The following is a 16195-nucleotide window of genomic DNA, read 5'->3' on the forward strand; positions in this document are numbered from 1 at the left end:
CGCATGGACGGCGGCAAGCGCGCCCCGCTGCCAGGAAAGAGCGATCATGAAACCGTTGAACAGCATGCTGTCCGGCCTGCCGACGACCATCTTCACCGTGATGTCCGCCCTGGCCGTGCGGCATGGCGCGATCAATCTCGGCCAGGGCTTCCCCGATACCGAGGGCCCGGCCGACCTGGTCGAGGCCGCCGCCGCCGCCCTGCGCGATGGCCGCAACCAGTATCCCCCGCTCACGGGCGTCCCCGAACTGCGCGAGGCCGTGGCCCGTTCCAACGCGCGTTTCCATAACCTCACGGTCGACCCGGCCAGCGAGGTCATCGTCACCTCCGGCGCCACCGAGGCCCTGGCGGCCTCCCTGATGGCCCTGGTCGACCCGGGCGACGAGGTCGTGGTGCTGGAACCGCTCTACGACACCTACGTGCCGATGATCCGCGCCCTGGGCGCGATCCCCCGCCCGGTGCGGCTGACACCCCCCGACTGGTCGCTGCCCCGCGCGGAGCTGGCGGCGGCCTTCGGGCCGCGCACCAAGGCGATCATGCTCAATTCGCCGATGAACCCGACGGGCAAGGTCTTCACGCCCGACGAACTGGCGATCATCGCCGACCTGCTCGCCCGCCACGACGCCTATGCGATCTGCGACGAGGTGTACGAGCATCTGACCTTCGGCGCCCGCCACATCCCGCTGATGACCCTGCCGGGCATGCGCGACCGCTGCGTGCGGATCGGCAGCGCGGGCAAGAGCTTCTCGCTGACCGGGTGGAAGGTCGGCTACGTCACCGCGCCCGCCGCCATCGCGGCCTGTGTCGCCAAGGCCCACCAGCTCCTCACCTTCACCACCGCCCCCAACCTGCAACGCGCGGTGGCCGTGGGGCTGGACAAGGACACGGATTATTTCGCCACGCTGGCCTCCGACATGCAGGCCAGGCGCGACCTGCTGTCCAACGGGCTGCGCGCGGTCGGGTTCGACGTCCTGCCCTGCGACGGCAGCTATTTCGTGGTGGCCGACATCCGTCCCACCGGCTTTACGGGCGACGACATGGCCTTCTGCCATGCGATGACCGAGCATTGCCGCGTGACGGCCATCCCCGTCTCGGCCTTCTACACCACGCCCGACGCCCCGACCCACCTGGTCCGATTCGCCTTCTGCAAGCAGGAACCGGTGCTGGTCGAAGCCATCGCCCGCCTGCGCGCCGGCCTGCCCGATCTGCGGGGCGCATAGCGCCCCCGCACCCGGGCGGCAGGATTTTTTCCTGCCGACATGCACGCTGGACGATTGACGGGCGGGAATCACTTCTCTACATCACAGCCCGCTGTGGCGGACGTAGCTCAGCTGGTAGAGCGCCGGTTTGTGGTACCGGTGGTCGCGGGTTCGAGTCCCGTCGTTCGCCCCACCAGCACAAAGTGAATATACATATTCACTTGCACCACCTGAAATCCCGAACGCATCATTTCCAAAGCGTCGCGACACAGGTCTGGCCATGATCCAGAAAATCTCGAATCACCATGTCATCCCTGCCGATCCTGCGGACCCGGCAGATTTCGCCGTCACCGCGGAAGCAATGGACCGTGGGCAGCGTGCCCGCCTCATCCGCAAGACCCGGACGGACCTGGGCCTGTCGCAGGCCGAGTTCGCCGGCGGGTTCCAGGTTCCCGTGGGCACCCTGCGCGCCTGGGAACAGGCCCGGGCAACAGCCCCCGATTGCGCCATCGCCCATGCGCGGACAATCGCGCCCACGCCCTGACTGAATCGGGGTCAAGGGGTCCAGACCCCTTGCGGGTCGAGGGCAGCGCCCTCGCCTTCTCCCACTCAGCCGCGAAACAACCGCCCCAACCCTTCCTCCAGGCCAATCGGCACCACGCCCAGTTCCCGTTCCATGGGCCCGATCCCGAACGCCTTGTCCTCCAGCAACCGCCGGATCTCCGCAGCCCCCACGGAGGGCAGGCCGGGCACCAGCCGGATGATCGCAGCCGCCGCCATCATCACCCCCACGGGCACCGGCACCACGGGGCGCGGCCGCAGGCCCGACAGGCGCGCGACCATGGCGGCGAAATCCCGATAGGACAGGGCGGTGGCGCCCGCGATCACCAGCGCATGCGGCCCGGCCCATGCCCGGCCCAGGGCGGCCAGCAGGCTGCGCGTCACGTCGTCCTGATGGATCGGCTGCACCAGCGCGCGCCCGCCACCGGGTAGCGGCGTCACCGGCAACCGGCGCAGCAGCGCCGCCAGCCGGCGGACATTGTTCTCGCCCTGCGCGCCATAGATCATGGTGGGGTGCAGGATCACCCCGTTGCGCCCCGATTCCATCAGCGCGGCCTCGCCGGCCAGCACGCCGTTTCCGTGCGCGTCGGGCCAGCGGGTGAATTTGCGCGTGCTGCCCAGACATACCAGCGTGGCCCCGGCCGGCATCGCCGCCAGCAGGGCCGGCACATGCCGCGCATGCGCGGTACTGGCCACCCGCGTCGCCCCCGCCAGCGCCCCGCGCAGCGCATCCGGCGGCCCGGTCAGGTCCGCAAGCACGGGCTCCCCGGGCAGGCCCGCCGCCCGCCAGCGCCCGGCATCGCGCACCACGGGGATGAAGGGCGTGCCCTGTTCCATCAGCGCCCGGCACAGCGCGGTCCCCGACCGGCCGGACGCCCCGATCACATGCACGGGCCCGCCGGGGGCGGGGGGCAGGGTCACGGGGTGCTGATCGACAGGCCCAGCAGCCCGGCCGTCGACGGATCGCCGGCCATCGACAGCGCCACGCCCAGCATCAGCACGCTGATCGGCCGGGGCGGGCGCAGCATCACGCGCAGCCGCTGGTCGGGCTGGGCGAGGAAATGCCCCAGCGCCTGCATCGAGGGATCGGGCGCCCCCGCCAGCGCGGCCTGGATCTGCTGGCGATAGGCATCGGGCGGCACCTGCCGCGCGCGGGCCAGCCCGTCCAGCACATGGTCGGCCAGCGAATGGTCCTGCCAGTCGATGGTGGCCGAGACGATGCGCGCGGTCTCCGGCAGGTTGGCCGGGTCGTCGACCGGGATCTGGTCCAGGTCGGCCATGATGCTCATATGCCCCATGGCGGGGGCGTCGATCTCCAGCGGATGCAGGGTCATGGTCCCGGCCTGGCGCTGGATGGTGCTCACGGCATGGATGCGCCCGGCAAACTGGTCGTAGCCGATCATCCGCAGCAGCGACTGGTCCGCCGGCGGGGTGGGCCAGGCGGTCAGGTCGGTGATGGTGGTCTCAAGCTCGTCCTGGCCGACGCTCGCCTCCTGCTCGGCCTCCAGGTGCCCCACGCGCAGCAGCGGGCTGGTGGTGTCGATGGTCAGCGCGGAAATGTCGAACCGGCGGCGGCCGACAGTGTGGATCAGATGCCCCGATTGCAGCAGGCTGGCGATCTGCCCGGCAAAATCCGGCCCGTCGATGCGCAGGTGGCCGACCCCGATGCGGCGCGTGGGCGCCAGCCGGATCTGCACCCCCAGCGTCTCGACATCCAGGTGCGAGGTCCGGCCCAGCCCGTAATCGCGGATCATGGCGCGGGCGACGGTCAGGTCGGTCTGGCCGGCGGGCACCGCCACATGCAGTTCCGTCAGCAGCGCGGAATCCAGCACCAGCGAATCCAGGCGCGGCGGCGGCGCGGCGCGGAACAACTCGGGCCCGGTATTGGGCAGCACCAGCCCCTTCAGCACCAGCGACGCGGCCGACGCCGTGGCGCCGGGTTCCATGATCTGCACGTTCCGCAGCACCAGCGTGCCCACATGCTGGCCGTCGACCGCATTGCCGGTCACACGGCCCACGATCGCCTCCGACGCCGTCAGGGTCAGCCCCGGGTTGCGATAGGTCACCGATGTCAGCCGCGCGCCGCGCGCCAGGATGCGCGGGGCGGCGGTGGCGTAGGTGAAGCTGGCACCCGGCCCGATCGCCGCCCGCAGGTCGGCAATCGCGGATTCCATTCGGCTCTGGGCCAGATGCCGCAGGCCCAGCCCCCCGACGATCACGATGATCAGCAGCAGGACAAGGGCGGAAGTCAGCTTTTTCACGTATGGGGTACCCGTCTATGGCCGGTGCGACAGCTATAACATTCCCATGCCGATGGGCAATCTCCGTCTCGGGGGCACCATGTGGTATGGGGATACCGCACGCCTAGTTGCCCGAAAAATCGGCGCAAAACCCGTTTTTGTCTTGACGCGATGCGTCCCTGCGCGGATAACGCGCCACCCGTTACCGCTCCATATCATCAGACGGAACACAAACAGATGAAGACCACCCTCTCGCTGAAGCCCGCAGAGGTGACGCGAGACTGGATCCTGATCGACGCCGAAGGCCTCGTTCTGGGACGTCTCGCCGCCATCATCGCGCAGCGCCTGCGCGGCAAGCACAAGCCGCAGTTCACCCCGCACGTCGATTGCGGCGACAACATCGTCGTGATCAACGCCGAGAAGATCAGCCTGACCGGCAACAAGGTCGGCCAGAAGCTGTTCCACTACCACACCGGCTATCCGGGCGGCATCAAGCAGCGCACGATCACCCAGCGGCTGGAGGGCAAGAACCCCGGCCACGTGGTGAAGAAGGCGGTCGAGCGCATGATCACCCGCGGCCCGCTGCAGCGCGCGCAGATGAAGCACCTGTATGTCTATGCAGGCACCGAGCATCCGCATGCCGGCCAGCAGCCCACGACGCTCGACGTCGCGGCGCTGAACCGCAAGAACACCATCAACACCCAGAAGATCGGGGCCTGATACCATGTCCGAAACCCAAGAGCGTACAGGCACGCTGGCCGACCTGAAGGGTGCCGTCGCGACTGGCCAGGTCGTCTCCACGCAGGATGCCCCGGTCTACGAGGCCAAGCGCGACGCGCAGGGCCGTTCCTACGCCACCGGCCGCCGCAAGGACGCGGTTGCCCGCGTGTGGATCAAGCCGGGCAAGGGCGACATCACGGTCAACGGCCGTCCGGTCGGCACCTATTTCGCCCGTCCGGTGCTGCGGATGCTGATCACCCAGCCGTTCCTGGTGGCCGACCGCTACAACCAGTTCGACGTCTACTGCACGGTCACGGGCGGCGGTCTGTCCGGCCAGGCCGGCGCGGTCCGCCACGGCATCAGCCGCGCGCTGACGCATTACGAGCCCACGCTGCGCGGCATCCTCAAGGCCGCCGGCTTCCTGACCCGCGATTCGCGCGTTGTCGAGCGCAAGAAGTACGGCCGCGCCAAGGCCCGCCGTTCCTTCCAGTTCAGCAAGCGCTGATTGCCCTGCCGGCCGGCGGCGCGACCAGCGCCCCGGCCGGGGGACTTCAAACGGGGGATATCCGGCCGCCACGCGGCTGGATATCCCCCGTTTTTTTTGTCACCATGCCATCCGGGCGGCATCCTGCCGGCCCGCATCCCTCTCCTCCGCCGCATCGCCCGCCAGGGCCGGAGCAGACATGACGCTGCGCATCCCGCGCGCCTTCCGGTCGCTGCGAAACGTCAATTACCGGATCTGGGCCGCCGGGGCCTTCGTCTCCAATATCGGCACCTGGGTCCAGCGCACGGCCCAGGACTGGCTGGTGCTGACCGAACTGACACATCACGACGCCTCCGCCGTGGGGCTGGTCATGGCCCTGCAATTCGGGCCGCAGATGCTCCTGCTGCCATGGACGGGCTACGCGGCCGACCGTTTCAACCAGCGCCGGCTGCTCATGGTCACCCAGGCGGCGATGGGCATCCTCGCCCTGGCGCTGGGGGCCCTGACGGTCACGGGCGTGGTCCGACTCTGGCACGTCTATGTCTTCGCCTTCCTGTTCGGATGCGCGGCCGCGTTCGACGCCCCGGTGCGCCAGACCTTCGTGGCCGAACTGGTGGGCGAGGGCGACCTGCACAATGCGGTGGCGCTCAACTCCACCTCGTTCAACGCCGCCCGCATGATCGGCCCCGCCGTGGCGGGGCTGGTCATCGCCGCCATCGGCACCGGCTGGGCGTTCCTGATCAACGGGGCGTCCTTCGTGGGCGTGCTGGCCTCCCTGGCCGCGCTGCGCGTGGGCGCCCTGCGCCCCAATGCCCGCGCCCACCGGACCAGGGGCAGCTTCGCCGAGGGGTTCCGCTACGCATGGGGGCGGCCGGACCTGCGGGCGACCCTGATCATGCTGTTCCTGATCGGGACCTTCGGCCTCAACTTCCCCATCTTCATCTCCACCATGGCCGTCAGCGTCTTCCATGCCGATGCGCGCGGCTATGGCATCCTGTCGGCCATCATGGCGGTCGGCTCGCTGGCGGGTGCCTTCCTTGGCGCCGTCCGCAAGGCCCCGCGCTTCGACCTGCTGCTGACCGGCGCGGGCGTCTTCGGCCTGGGCTGCACGCTGGCCGCCATCGCCCCGGGCTACTGGTTCTTCGCCGCCGCGCTGGTCGTCATCGGCGTGGCCGCGCTGACCGTCACCAACACGACGAACAGCCTGATGCAGCTTTCAACCCCGCCCGAAATGCGCGGCCGCGTCATGGCCCTGCGCGTCGGCGTGGCGCTGGGCGGCACCCCGATCGGCGCCCCCATCGTCGGCTGGGTCGCCAACAGTTTCGGCCCCCGCTGGGCGCTGGGCGTGGGCGCCCTGGCCGGCCTGGCCTCGGCGGCGGTCGTCCTGCTCGCCCTGCTGCGGCGGCAGGCACCCGACCCGTCCTGAACCCGCCCCCGCCCGCTACAGCGCCAGCGCCCCGATGGCCCGCAGCGTGGCCCCGTCCAGATGCGGCAGGGGCTCGGCCGCCAGATCCCGGTGCACAAGCCGCGCCGCGAGCGCATCGGACACCGCCCGGCTGGCCGATTCCGCCCCGCGCGGGCTGGCCTCGATCATGAGAATCTGCCGCACGGCCTCACACCCCCCGCGGCGCGGTCAGCGCGGCCCAGGCCGCGAGCGAGTCCATATAGTCGCGCCAATGCACGATCTTGCGGTTTCCGATGGTGATGATCGAGCAGAACCGGTTGGCGTAGCGCACCCCGCTCGCCAGGATCGTCCCGCGCACTTCGTACTCGATGACGATGACGGCGCCCCCGTCGGCCACGTGCACGACCAGCCGGTCGGCGGACTCCAGCGCAATGGCGCCGACATAGCCCCGGAACGCCGCCATCAGTGCGTCCCGCCCCGTGATGACACGCGGCCAGCCGGGCACGTCGTAGAGCACTTCGTAAACGGTCTCGTCGGTGACGAGATCGAAGAAATGCGCCCCATCCACCCGGTCGCCGAGCGCGCGCCGAACGAGGTCGAAATAGGGGGCGGCGGGCTGGTAGGCTGCGTATTTCGAATCTGGCATCCTGGTCTCTCCGCGGTTCGCGACGGTGCGTGCCGAACGGGACCTTCTGTAGGGCACAACCCGGCTTGGCAGAAGAAGGCACTTTCGTATCAGTTACTTACGTCGAGGTAAGTCATGCCGAAGCCCGCCCGGACGCAACCGCTGGACCCCGCATCCGTCTGCCGAAGCGCCGACCCGCTGGCGGTCCGGGAACTTCTGACCCGCGTCGGCGACAAATGGACGATCTTCACCGTCCTGTCGCTCGACCTGCTGGGCGGCCGCGCCCGCTTCTCCGACCTCGAACGCGCGGTGCCCGGCATCTCGCAACGCATGCTCTCCGCCACCCTCAAGACGCTCGAACGCGACGGAATGCTCACCCGCGAAGTCTTCCCCGAAGTCCCCCCGCGCGTCGAATACGAAATGACCCCCCTCGGCCGAAGCCTGCTCCACCCCATGCAGGGTCTGGTCGAGTGGGCAAAGGAAAACTGGAACCAGGTCCGCACCGCCCAGTCCCGATACGACGACCGATAACAGCAACATCCTGCGCGACGGCCGGCAGGCCGCGACGCACCACGATCGACGGGAACATTCTGCCGAGGCACGGCGTTCGTCGTCCCACGACCGAAAAAAACAGATCTCGGAAAGGAGGATGACATGACGGCATTTCCGGTGGACATCGCCCGCCCTATCGCGAGCGCCTGAAATGTCCGACTACGATCTCTATTACTGGTCCGTGCCGTTCCGCGGCCAGTTCGTACGCGCGGTCCTGGCCTATGCCGGCAGAACTTGGACCGAAAGCAGCGACGCCGCGATTGCGAAACTGATGGAAGGGCCGGTGGAGGCCATGCCCGTCCCGTTCATGGGGCCGCCCATGCTGATCGACAGAAAGGCGGACTTCGCCATTGCCGAAATGCCGGCCATCCTCCTCTATCTGGGCGAGACGCTGAACCTCATGCCCGCCACCCCCGCCCAGCGCGCCCTGACCATGAAAATCGTCAACGACGCCAACGATGTGATCGACGAGATCACGCTGGATGGCGGCCGCGAGATGTGGACGAAGAAACGCTGGCAGGATTTCATCCCGCGTCTGGGGAAGTGGATGTCCCTCTGGGAGGAAACCGGGCGACGCTGCGGCCTCGGGATGGAGTCCGGCTTCCTGCTCGGCACCCAGGCGCCGGGTATCGCCGACATCGTGACGGCGACCCTGTGGTCGACCATGGGGGACCGCTTCCCCGATATCGCAGCGATTTTCGCGGAATCCGCGCCCATGACGGCTGCCCTGACGCGACGGATGGGCAACCTGCCGCCGCTGGCCGAACTGGCCGCCAGGGCGCGACAGGATTATGGCGACGCCTATTGCGGTGGCCAGATCGAGGCCTCGCTGCGCAAGGTCCTGAACACGTAATTTTCAGGGAACGGGCAGGGATCCCGCCCGTCCGGCTCACGCGGCATCGTGAAAAACAACCCCCAGCGTATGCCGCGTCCCGGTCCGGACGCGGCTGACCCCATGGCGCATGGTTACGCGATAATCCCCGCGCACTCCGCGCATGGGGCGCTGGCTGACGGCGAACAGCACGCCATCCCCCTGCCGCAGCGGCACGATTTCCGCCCGCGACTGCATGCGCGGCCGCTGCTCCGTCAGCACGAATTCCCCACCGCTGAAATCCGCCTCCGGGCAGGACAGCAGGACCGCAAGCTGGATCGGAAAGACGTGCTCGCCGTAAAGATCCTGATGCAGGCAGTTATAATCGTCCGGCCCGTACCGCAGCAGCAGCGGCGTAGGGTGCACCTGCCCGGCCGCATGGCAGCGGGCAAGGAACGCTGCATGCGTATCGGGAAAGCGCACGGCCAGCCCCATCCGTGCCGACCACTCATTCGCGATCGGGGCCAGGCAAGGATACAGCCCCGCCCGCATCGCCGCGACCAGCGGCGGCAGGGGGTAGGAAAAATAGCGATATTCCCCCCGTCCGAACCCATGCCGCGCCATCACGACCCGGCTGCGAAAACCGGTCCCGGAATCATACAGGGCAGAGAGGGACCGGCATTGCCCGGCATCCAGCAATCCGGGCAGCATGGCCCACCCGTTCCCATCCAGTCCCCCGGCCAGCGCCCGCCAGTCCAATGTGGAAAACATGCCGCCAATCACCGGAATTTTTCCCGTTCCAGCAGCATCGCCTTGCGCGCAACCCCCCAGCGATATCCCGACAGCGTTCCGTCATGGCGGATGACGCGATGGCACGGAACGGCAACGGCCAGGGCATTGGCACCACAGGCATTCGCCACCGCGCGAACGGCCGCCGGGGCCCCGATCCGGCGCGCGATCTCGGCATAGGTCGCGGTCCCGCCGGCAGGAATCTCCCGCAGGGCATTCCAGACGCGTTGCTGAAACACCGTGCCGCGAATATCGACCGGCAGCTCCAGCCCAACCCCCGGCCTTTCCACAAAGCCCACCACCCGCGCCACCAACCCCTCATAATCCCGATCCCCACCGACGATCTCCGCCCGGGGAAAACGATCCTGAAGATCCCGCACCAGCCGCTCCGGATCGTCCCCCAGCAAAATCGCCACGATCCCCTTGTCGCTCGACGCCACCAGGATCGCCCCCAGCGCACTCTCGCCCACGGCAAAGCGCAAGCGCTCGGCCGGCGCCCCCCGGCGCAGCGCGCTCGGCGTCATCCCCAGCATCCCGGCGGCCTTTTCGTAAAAGCGGCTGCTCGACCCATACCCGGCGGCATAGAGCGCATCCGTCACGCTGGGCGCGGCGCGCAGGGCCTCGCGCAGCCGCCCGCTCCGGCAGGCCTCGGCATATTGGCGGGGCGACAGCCCGGTGGCCCCGGTGAAGACGCGCTGGAAATGACCGGGACTCAACCCGACGTCACGCGCCAGCACCGCCAGGGTCGGGGGCGCCTCACTGGCCTCGATCAACCGGCAGGCCCGAACGACCCGCGCAATCCGCCCGGCTTCGGCCGACGCCCCGTCCGGATCGCAGCGCCGGCACGGGCGGGCGCCGGTTGCCCGCGCCTCCTCCACCGTATCGTGAATCCGCGTATTCTCCGGCCGCGCCAGCCGGGAAGGGCAGGAGGGACGGCAATAAACCTGCGTGGTGGTCACGGAATACCAGAACCGGCCATCGGCCCCGCGGTCCCGCTTGACGATCCCGACCCAACGCGGATCGCGCGTGATCCGCGCCGCCCGCACGCTCGCCTCTTCCGTTCCCATCGCGTCACCTCCACTCCGCCGGCCCGGCACCCCATCATACCGGTTTCCGCTCCCCACCGGGGCACCGATCGCACGGCACGCCCGCTCCGGCATCCGTCCGCCCACGCCCCGCGCGCGGCAAAAGAGAGAAAGCACCATCGTTCGTCTCCGGTCAGGTATGCTGTGCCCCACCGTACCCCCGCCCGCGCCGCCCCACACTCCGAACCATGCGATCAAATCCGACCGGCCTGCCGGTATTCGTGATTGACCGGCACGGCTGCTAGCATGGGCGCAGCTTGAAAACCGGGTGGCGGCCGCGTGCGCAACCCATCAGGGGAAAAGAGGTCCTTTTGTCGAAAGCCGGTTATTCGTCCAGCCTTGCGCTGCTGTCCCTCGCCTGCGGCGCGTTCGCGATCGGGGTCACCGAATTCACGCCCATGGGCCTGCTGCCCGTCCTGGCCGACGGCGTCCATGTCAGCGTGCCCAAGGCAGGCAGCCTGATCAGCGCCTATGCTTTCGGCGTGATGGGCGGCGCGCCCTTCGTCACCCTGCTGCTGGCACGCTACCCGCGCAAATACGCGCTGATCGGGCTGATGGTCCTGTATGCGATCGGCAATCTGACCTCGGCCGCCAGCGGCGACTACACGCAGCTCCTGCTGTCGCGGGTCCTCACCAGCATGGCCCACGGGGCGTTCTTCGGGCTGGGCGCGGTCGAGGCCGCCAGCCTGGTCGCGCCCAACCGCCAGGCCAGCGCGGTGGCGGGCATGTTCATGGGGCTGACCGTCGCCAACATCTTCGGCGTGCCGGCGGCAACCTGGCTGGGCGATACGCTGGGCTGGCGCAGCGCGTTCGCCGCCATCTCGGGGCTGGGGGTCGTCGCGGCCGCCGCCCTCTCCCTCGCCCTGCCGCTGGCCGAGGCCGGCCCCCGGCCGGACGCGGCGGCCGAACTGAAGGCCATCCTGCGCCCCAACGTGCTGATGGCACTGGGCGTCACGGTCATCGGCGCGGGCGCGATGTTCGAACTCTACACCTATATCGTGCCGATGCTGGAGCATATCACCCGGGCCGGCCCGGCCCTGACGACGACGGCGCTGATGCTTATCGGCGTCGGCTTCAGCATCGGCAACGCCATTGGCGGCCGGGCGGCCGACCGCTCGCTGGCCGGCACGCTGCTGGTGTTCTTCCCCATCCTGGGCCTGATCATGCTGGCCTTCCCCTTCGCGGCGCAGACGCCGGCCGGCGCGCTGGTCGGCGTCCTGCTGTGGGGCATCGCCAGCTTCTCCCTGATGCCGGCATTGCAGATGCGCACCATGCAGGCCGCGCACGATGCGCCGGGCCTGGCATCCTCGGTCAATATCGGCGCGTTCAACCTGGGCAACGCGCTGGGCGCCGCGCTGGGCGGCGCGGTCCTGTCCCTCGGGTTCGGCTACCCGATGGTCTCCGCCGCCGGGCTGGGCATCAGCTTGCTGGGCGTGCTCATGGTCCTGCTGTCCCGCACCGGCCGCCTGTCCCCCCAGGCCCGATAAGGCGGCCACAACGCGACGGGGCAGCCGACCCCGTCGCGTCCCCGAAAAAACCTTTCATTTGCGGCACGCGCCCCACGCTGCTACGCAGTCGGTGTCGGAAAAGGCAGATCTGGTCTGGTAAGCCCGGGTCCTTTCGGTAACGAAAGCTCTGGTCTTTGGCCTCGCACCCAGGACCCCCACGACGAACAGCGGATGCCTCCCGGGCATCCGGTCGTTCGTCCGCGCGGGGTTCCGATGCCAGGAACGCTCCGGTCGAACATCGACAATGGAGCCTTCCGTGCACAAAGATTTTTCGAAATGCCATGATGTCGTCATTGCCGGCGCCGGTCCCGTCGGCCTGTTTCTGGCCGGCGAGCTGGCCCTCGCGGGCTGTTCGGTCCTGGTGCTGGAGCAGGCGCCGCAGGCCGGCTCCCCGCTGAAGGACCTGCCGTTCGGCCTGCGCGGCCTTTCGGCGGCAACCATGGACAGCCTCGACCGGCGCGACCTGCTGGCCGTCCTCCAGGCACGCGGCGCCGACCGCGACATTCCCGCCACGGCGCACTGGATGCAGCAAGGCCGCCGCCCCGCCGGTCATTTCGCCGGCATCCCGTTCTTCCACGACCGGATCGACAGCGCGACCTGGCCCTATCGCCTGCCCGGGCCCACAGGCGGCATGGCATCCGACATGACCAGCATCGAAACCGTGCTGGCCCAACGCGCAACGGCCATGGGTGCCGAAATCAGGCGCGGCTGCGGCGTGGAGACCGTCACGCAGTCGGAAACAGGCATCGGCATCCGCACCAGCGGCGGAACGGTCGAGGCACGCTGGCTCGTGGGCTGCGACGGCGGCCGCAGCACGGTACGCAAGGCGGCCGGCATCGGCTTCACCGGCACCGCGCCGGAACTGACCGGCTACGCGGCAGAGGTCGAACTGGCCGACCCGGACAAACTCAAGCCCGGCCGCCACCATACCGCGACGGGCCTCTACACCTACGCGCCCCCCAGCCTGGTCGCGATGGTCGATTTCGACGGCGGCGCGTTCCATCGCACCCAGCCCGTCACGCGCGATCATATCCAGGTCGTGCTGCGCAAGGTCTCCGGCACCGACGTCACGGTAACGGCGCTCAGGCTCGCCACGACCTGGACCGATCGCGCCTGCCAGGCGACCGACTACCGCCGGGGGCGGATAATGCTCGCGGGCGACGCCGCCCATATCCACGCGCCCCTGGGCGGGCAGGGCCTCAATCTCGGACTGGGCGACGCGATCAATCTCGGCTGGAAACTCGCCGCTACGATCCGGGGCGACGCACCACCCGGCCTGCTCGACAGCTATGCGGCCGAACGCCATCCGGTCGGCGCACAGGTGCTCGACTGGTCGCGGGCACAGGTCGCCCTCATGCGCCCGGACCCCGGTGCGCGCGCGCTGGCCGCCATCATCCGCGACCTGGTCGAAACGCGCGACGGCGCAAGCTATTGTGCCGGTCGCGTCTGGGGCACCGGGCTCCGCCACGATCTCGGCGGCACCCATCCGCTGGTGGGCCAAAGCGCACCGGATTTCGCCCTGGCCGACGGCACAAGGCTGAACGAACGGCTCCGCACCGGGCGCGGCCTGTTCCTCGACTTCGCCGCCCGTCCCTCACGCCAGGCCCTCGCGGCTCGCTGGACTGGCCAAGTCGATTACATCGCCAGCGACGCGCAGGACCGTCTGGGCCTGAGCGCGATACTGGTACGACCCGACGGCCTCGTCGCCTGGGCCGGCGACCATGCCGACGACGATGAACAGGCATGCCAGGCCGGCTCGCGATGGTTCGCAACCCCCTCCCGGCCCGGCACACCGCAACCCTGATCACCCAGGCGCGAAAGACGCCCGCCGGATCGCCCCCGGCGCGCGTCTCCCCCCGGCACGACCACCCGCAATGCCGACCCTACGCCCCGCTCTTCATCACGATCGGCCGCTCGACCAGCACGATCGACAACATGCCCGCCACCACCAGCGCCGCCGCGCACATATACCACGCAATGTCGAACCGCCCGGTATAAGACACGATATATCCGGTCACGATCGGCGCCAGCAGGCCCAGCGAATTGCTGAAGGTCAGCGTCACGCCGGTCACGGCCCCGATCCGGCTTCCGTCTTCCACCAGATCGGTCAGCAGGGCGGTATTGGCCCCATTGGCGGCAATCAGGCAGCACAGCGAAAACGACAGGACCAGCAGGATCGGCGTCATGGTGTGGAAATGCGGCAGCAACCCGATGCTCGCGGCCCCGGTGACGCACGCGGCGACGATAAAGCGGCGGCGCGGCGGGTGCAGATGGCGCCGGAACACGATGCGCTCGGCCACGCGCCCCACCACCACCGCCCCGGCGGCGGCGGCCAGGTAGCACAGCGCGGTGCGCGTCCCCGACCCGGTCACATCGACCTGCAGCTCGTGGATCAGATAGAGCGGCATCCACGACATGACGAGGAAGTTGAGGTAATTCTGCGTGCACTGCACGGCAAGAATGCCGAAGAACGAGCGCGAGCGGAACAGCGCCCGCACCTCGCCGACCGAAATCGGCGTCCGCGGCTGCCGCAGCACCCCCGCGTCGGGGTTGCGATAGACCAGCCACCACACCACCGCCCAAACCAGCCCGATCACGCCGAGCAGGATGAATTCCAGCCGCCAGCCGAACAGCGCGATCAGATAGGCCCCCGCGATGGTCCCGCCCGCCAGCCCAAGCTGCATGCCGGTCAGCAGCACGGTCATCACCGACCCGCGCTCCTTCGGCAGCGCCCAGTTCCGCACGACGGTCGCCCCCACGCCGAAGGTCGGCGCCTCGCCCACGCCCAGCAGCACGCGGGTCATCAGGAACTGCGAGATATTCTGCACCATGCCGCCCAGCAGCATCGCGCACGACCACAGCGCGACCGCGACACTGCCCACCAGCCGCGCACCGACCATGTCCAGCACGATCGTCGACGGCAGGTTCAACAGAAAATACGACCAGAGGAAACTGGACGAAACCCAGCCCATCTCGACCGGCGTCAGCGAAAACTCCTTCCCCAGCGCCGGCAGCGCGATCGACAGCGCCGCCCGGTCCCCATAGCTGATGACGTACATCAGGAACACGAGGCCGAAGAAGACATACCGCGCGGCATGCGGCCCCCGCGACGGCGCCGCGAAGGCGGCCGGGGCAGGCCTGTCGGCGGTTCCATCGGGGCCGGCAGGATGCGTGCTGGAGGCGGCGCTCATGACGGCGTTCCTTCGACGGGGGTGGAGGGCAGGGCGGGGGCAGGGCGCTGCGGCCGGTCATGGCGCAACATCCACACCCCGGACCCGACGATCAGCAGGCCGCCCGCCAGCATGGCCAGGCCCGGGATCTCCCCGAACCCCAGCCAGCCGATCAGCGCGGCCCACAGCAGCCCGGAATAGGCAAACGGCCCGATGGCCGACACCTGGGCCGAGGCAAAGGCCTCGGTCTGCAAGACCTGGGCGATCCCGGCAAAGGCCCCCACCGCGACCAGGCACAGCGCATCGCCCATCTGCGGCGTGGTCCAGATGAAGGGCAGCGGCATCGCGGTGGCGATCGTCATCAGGATCGCCTGCCACAGGGCAATCGTGGTGCTCGATTCCGTGGCCGACAACTGGCGGATCTGCATGGTGGTCAGGGCCCCCACCGCGCCCTGCGCCAGCGCCACCAGATACGCCCACCCGGCAACGGCCCCGACCACCCCGACCTTGGGCACGTCCCGCCCCATGGCCACGACGACGACCCCGCAGAAGCCGAGAAACACCGCAATCCACCGATGCCGCGACGGCCGCTCGTGCAGCAGCGGAATCGACAGCAGCACCAGGAACAGCGGCTGGGTGTAGGACAGCACCTGCTGTTCGGCCAGCGGCAGCCGCGTCACCGTGACCACGACCATGACCATGCTGGCCAGCCCGACGACCGAGCGCATCAGGTGCCCGCCGAAATGCCGGGTCTTCAGCGTCATCTTCGTCCGCGCCGCGATCATCATCACAAACGGCAGCGAAAACAGGTTCCGGAAGAAGATGATCTCCAGCACCGGCAGGCGCGGCCCCGTGACCTTCTGCAACCCGTTCACCATCGCGGTAAACAGCATGGCCGAGGCCAGCAGCATCGCCCCACGCTTCAGGTCATGCCGCATGCGCCGACACCGCCCCCGTCATTCCGGATTCATACCGTACCGATACCGCAATAACGTGCGCGCGGGGTCCGGGCAGGGCAGGGCGGTCTGGCACGGTCCGATCCTTCCC

Annotated in this window: 17 protein-coding genes and 1 tRNA gene; 10 read left to right on the plus strand and 8 right to left on the minus strand. The window is 69.1% G+C overall.

Going from position 1 to position 16195, the window contains the following annotated elements; translation table 11 throughout:
• The first annotated feature begins 46 nt into the window (after positions 1–46).
• From HLH27_RS10315 to HLH27_RS10325, 3 genes are all read left to right on the plus strand, one after another.
• Positions 47–1219, plus strand: coding sequence for an aminotransferase (locus tag HLH27_RS10315; protein WP_182949945.1), 1173 nt, complete (start codon positions 47–49; stop codon positions 1217–1219).
• Positions 1220–1315: 96 nt separating this feature from the next.
• Positions 1316–1391: transfer RNA gene (locus HLH27_RS10320), tRNA-His, on the plus strand.
• 87 nt (positions 1392–1478) lie between these two features.
• Positions 1479–1742, plus strand: coding sequence for a helix-turn-helix domain-containing protein (locus HLH27_RS10325; protein ID WP_182949946.1), 264 nt, complete (start codon positions 1479–1481; stop codon positions 1740–1742).
• Between the two features lie 65 nt (positions 1743–1807).
• Here the strand turns inward: HLH27_RS10325 and HLH27_RS10330 are convergent, their stop codons facing one another.
• Together HLH27_RS10330 and HLH27_RS10335 are read right to left on the minus strand one after the other, a co-directional pair.
• Positions 1808–2680, minus strand: coding sequence for an NADH-ubiquinone oxidoreductase (locus tag HLH27_RS10330; protein WP_182949947.1), 873 nt, complete (start codon positions 2678–2680; stop codon positions 1808–1810).
• Complete coding sequence (locus HLH27_RS10335) at positions 2677–4020, minus strand: hypothetical protein (protein WP_182949948.1); 1344 nt, start codon at positions 4018–4020, stop codon at positions 2677–2679. Before HLH27_RS10335 ends, HLH27_RS10330 begins: the two co-directional genes overlap by 4 nt.
• A gap of 216 nt (positions 4021–4236) precedes the next feature.
• Between HLH27_RS10335 and rplM the strand changes: the two genes are divergently transcribed.
• The 3 genes from rplM (at position 4237) to HLH27_RS10350 (ending at position 6629) form a co-directional block, all read left to right on the plus strand.
• Positions 4237–4719, plus strand: coding sequence for a 50S ribosomal protein L13 (gene rplM / locus HLH27_RS10340; protein WP_182949949.1), 483 nt, complete (start codon positions 4237–4239; stop codon positions 4717–4719).
• Between the two features lie 4 nt (positions 4720–4723).
• The gene (rpsI, locus tag HLH27_RS10345) at positions 4724–5224 is read left to right on the plus strand and encodes a 30S ribosomal protein S9 (RefSeq protein ID WP_182949950.1); all 501 of its coding nucleotides are present in this window, start codon (positions 4724–4726) and stop codon (positions 5222–5224) included.
• 178 nt (positions 5225–5402) lie between these two features.
• Positions 5403–6629, plus strand: coding sequence for an MFS transporter (locus HLH27_RS10350; protein WP_182949951.1), 1227 nt, complete (start codon positions 5403–5405; stop codon positions 6627–6629).
• 15 nt (positions 6630–6644) lie between these two features.
• Here the strand turns inward: HLH27_RS10350 and HLH27_RS10355 are convergent, their stop codons facing one another.
• Entirely contained in the window at positions 6645–6812 is a 168-nt protein-coding gene (locus tag HLH27_RS10355; RefSeq protein WP_182949952.1) for a hypothetical protein, read from the minus strand.
• Between the two features lie 4 nt (positions 6813–6816).
• Positions 6817–7254, minus strand: a complete 438-nt coding sequence (locus HLH27_RS10360) for a nuclear transport factor 2 family protein (protein ID WP_182949953.1) — start codon at positions 7252–7254, stop codon at positions 6817–6819.
• Between the two features lie 114 nt (positions 7255–7368).
• On the opposite strand from HLH27_RS10360, the gene HLH27_RS10365 reads away from it, so the two are divergent.
• A complete protein-coding gene (locus HLH27_RS10365; RefSeq protein WP_182949954.1) occupies positions 7369–7764 on the plus strand; it encodes a winged helix-turn-helix transcriptional regulator in 396 nt (131 codons plus the stop codon).
• Between the two features lie 172 nt (positions 7765–7936).
• Positions 7937–8638: a glutathione S-transferase gene (locus tag HLH27_RS10370; protein ID WP_182949955.1), complete on the plus strand. Its 702-nt coding sequence runs from the start codon at positions 7937–7939 to the stop codon at positions 8636–8638.
• 36 nt (positions 8639–8674) lie between these two features.
• Here the strand turns inward: HLH27_RS10370 and HLH27_RS10375 are convergent, their stop codons facing one another.
• Positions 8675–9367: a 2OG-Fe(II) oxygenase gene (locus HLH27_RS10375; protein WP_182949956.1), complete on the minus strand. Its 693-nt coding sequence runs from the start codon at positions 9365–9367 to the stop codon at positions 8675–8677.
• An 8-nt stretch (positions 9368–9375) separates the two neighbouring features.
• Positions 9376–10452, minus strand: coding sequence for a bifunctional DNA-binding transcriptional regulator/O6-methylguanine-DNA methyltransferase Ada (ada, locus tag HLH27_RS10380; RefSeq protein ID WP_182949957.1), 1077 nt, complete (start codon positions 10450–10452; stop codon positions 9376–9378).
• A 329-nt stretch (positions 10453–10781) separates the two neighbouring features.
• On the opposite strand from ada, the gene HLH27_RS10385 reads away from it, so the two are divergent.
• Together HLH27_RS10385 and HLH27_RS10390 are read left to right on the plus strand one after the other, a co-directional pair.
• A complete protein-coding gene (locus tag HLH27_RS10385; RefSeq protein ID WP_182949958.1) occupies positions 10782–11957 on the plus strand; it encodes an MFS transporter in 1176 nt (391 codons plus the stop codon).
• A gap of 277 nt (positions 11958–12234) precedes the next feature.
• Entirely contained in the window at positions 12235–13782 is a 1548-nt protein-coding gene (locus tag HLH27_RS10390) for an FAD-dependent monooxygenase (RefSeq protein ID WP_338029886.1), read from the plus strand.
• 79 nt (positions 13783–13861) lie between these two features.
• Here the strand turns inward: HLH27_RS10390 and HLH27_RS10395 are convergent, their stop codons facing one another.
• Entirely contained in the window at positions 13862–15037 is a 1176-nt protein-coding gene (locus HLH27_RS10395) for an MFS transporter (RefSeq protein WP_246375779.1), read from the minus strand.
• A gap of 128 nt (positions 15038–15165) precedes the next feature.
• Positions 15166–16086, minus strand: a complete 921-nt coding sequence (locus tag HLH27_RS10400) for a DMT family transporter (RefSeq protein WP_182949961.1) — start codon at positions 16084–16086, stop codon at positions 15166–15168.
• Between the last annotated feature and the right edge of the window lie 109 nt (positions 16087–16195).

Source organism: Gluconacetobacter takamatsuzukensis (assembly GCF_014174275.1).
Classification (GTDB): domain Bacteria; phylum Pseudomonadota; class Alphaproteobacteria; order Acetobacterales; family Acetobacteraceae; genus Gluconacetobacter; species Gluconacetobacter takamatsuzukensis.

Coding starts and splice junctions, on each gene's coding strand:
- HLH27_RS10325 (WP_182949946.1), top strand. CDS start 1,479: ATGATCCAGAAAATCTCGAATCACCATGTCATCCCTGCCGATCCTGCG.
- rplM (WP_182949949.1), top strand. CDS start 4,237: ATGAAGACCACCCTCTCGCTGAAGCCCGCAGAGGTGACGCGAGACTGG.
- HLH27_RS10350 (WP_182949951.1), top strand. CDS start 5,403: ATGACGCTGCGCATCCCGCGCGCCTTCCGGTCGCTGCGAAACGTCAAT.
- HLH27_RS10365 (WP_182949954.1), top strand. CDS start 7,369: ATGCCGAAGCCCGCCCGGACGCAACCGCTGGACCCCGCATCCGTCTGC.
- HLH27_RS10400 (WP_182949961.1), bottom strand. CDS start 16,086: ATGCGGCATGACCTGAAGCGTGGGGCGATGCTGCTGGCCTCGGCCATG.
- HLH27_RS10370 (WP_182949955.1), top strand. CDS start 7,937: ATGTCCGACTACGATCTCTATTACTGGTCCGTGCCGTTCCGCGGCCAG.
- HLH27_RS10315 (WP_182949945.1), top strand. CDS start 47: ATGAAACCGTTGAACAGCATGCTGTCCGGCCTGCCGACGACCATCTTC.
- HLH27_RS10375 (WP_182949956.1), bottom strand. CDS start 9,367: ATGTTTTCCACATTGGACTGGCGGGCGCTGGCCGGGGGACTGGATGGG.
- rpsI (WP_182949950.1), top strand. CDS start 4,724: ATGTCCGAAACCCAAGAGCGTACAGGCACGCTGGCCGACCTGAAGGGT.
- ada (WP_182949957.1), bottom strand. CDS start 10,452: ATGGGAACGGAAGAGGCGAGCGTGCGGGCGGCGCGGATCACGCGCGAT.
- HLH27_RS10395 (WP_246375779.1), bottom strand. CDS start 15,037: ATGTACGTCATCAGCTATGGGGACCGGGCGGCGCTGTCGATCGCGCTG.
- HLH27_RS10360 (WP_182949953.1), bottom strand. CDS start 7,254: ATGCCAGATTCGAAATACGCAGCCTACCAGCCCGCCGCCCCCTATTTC.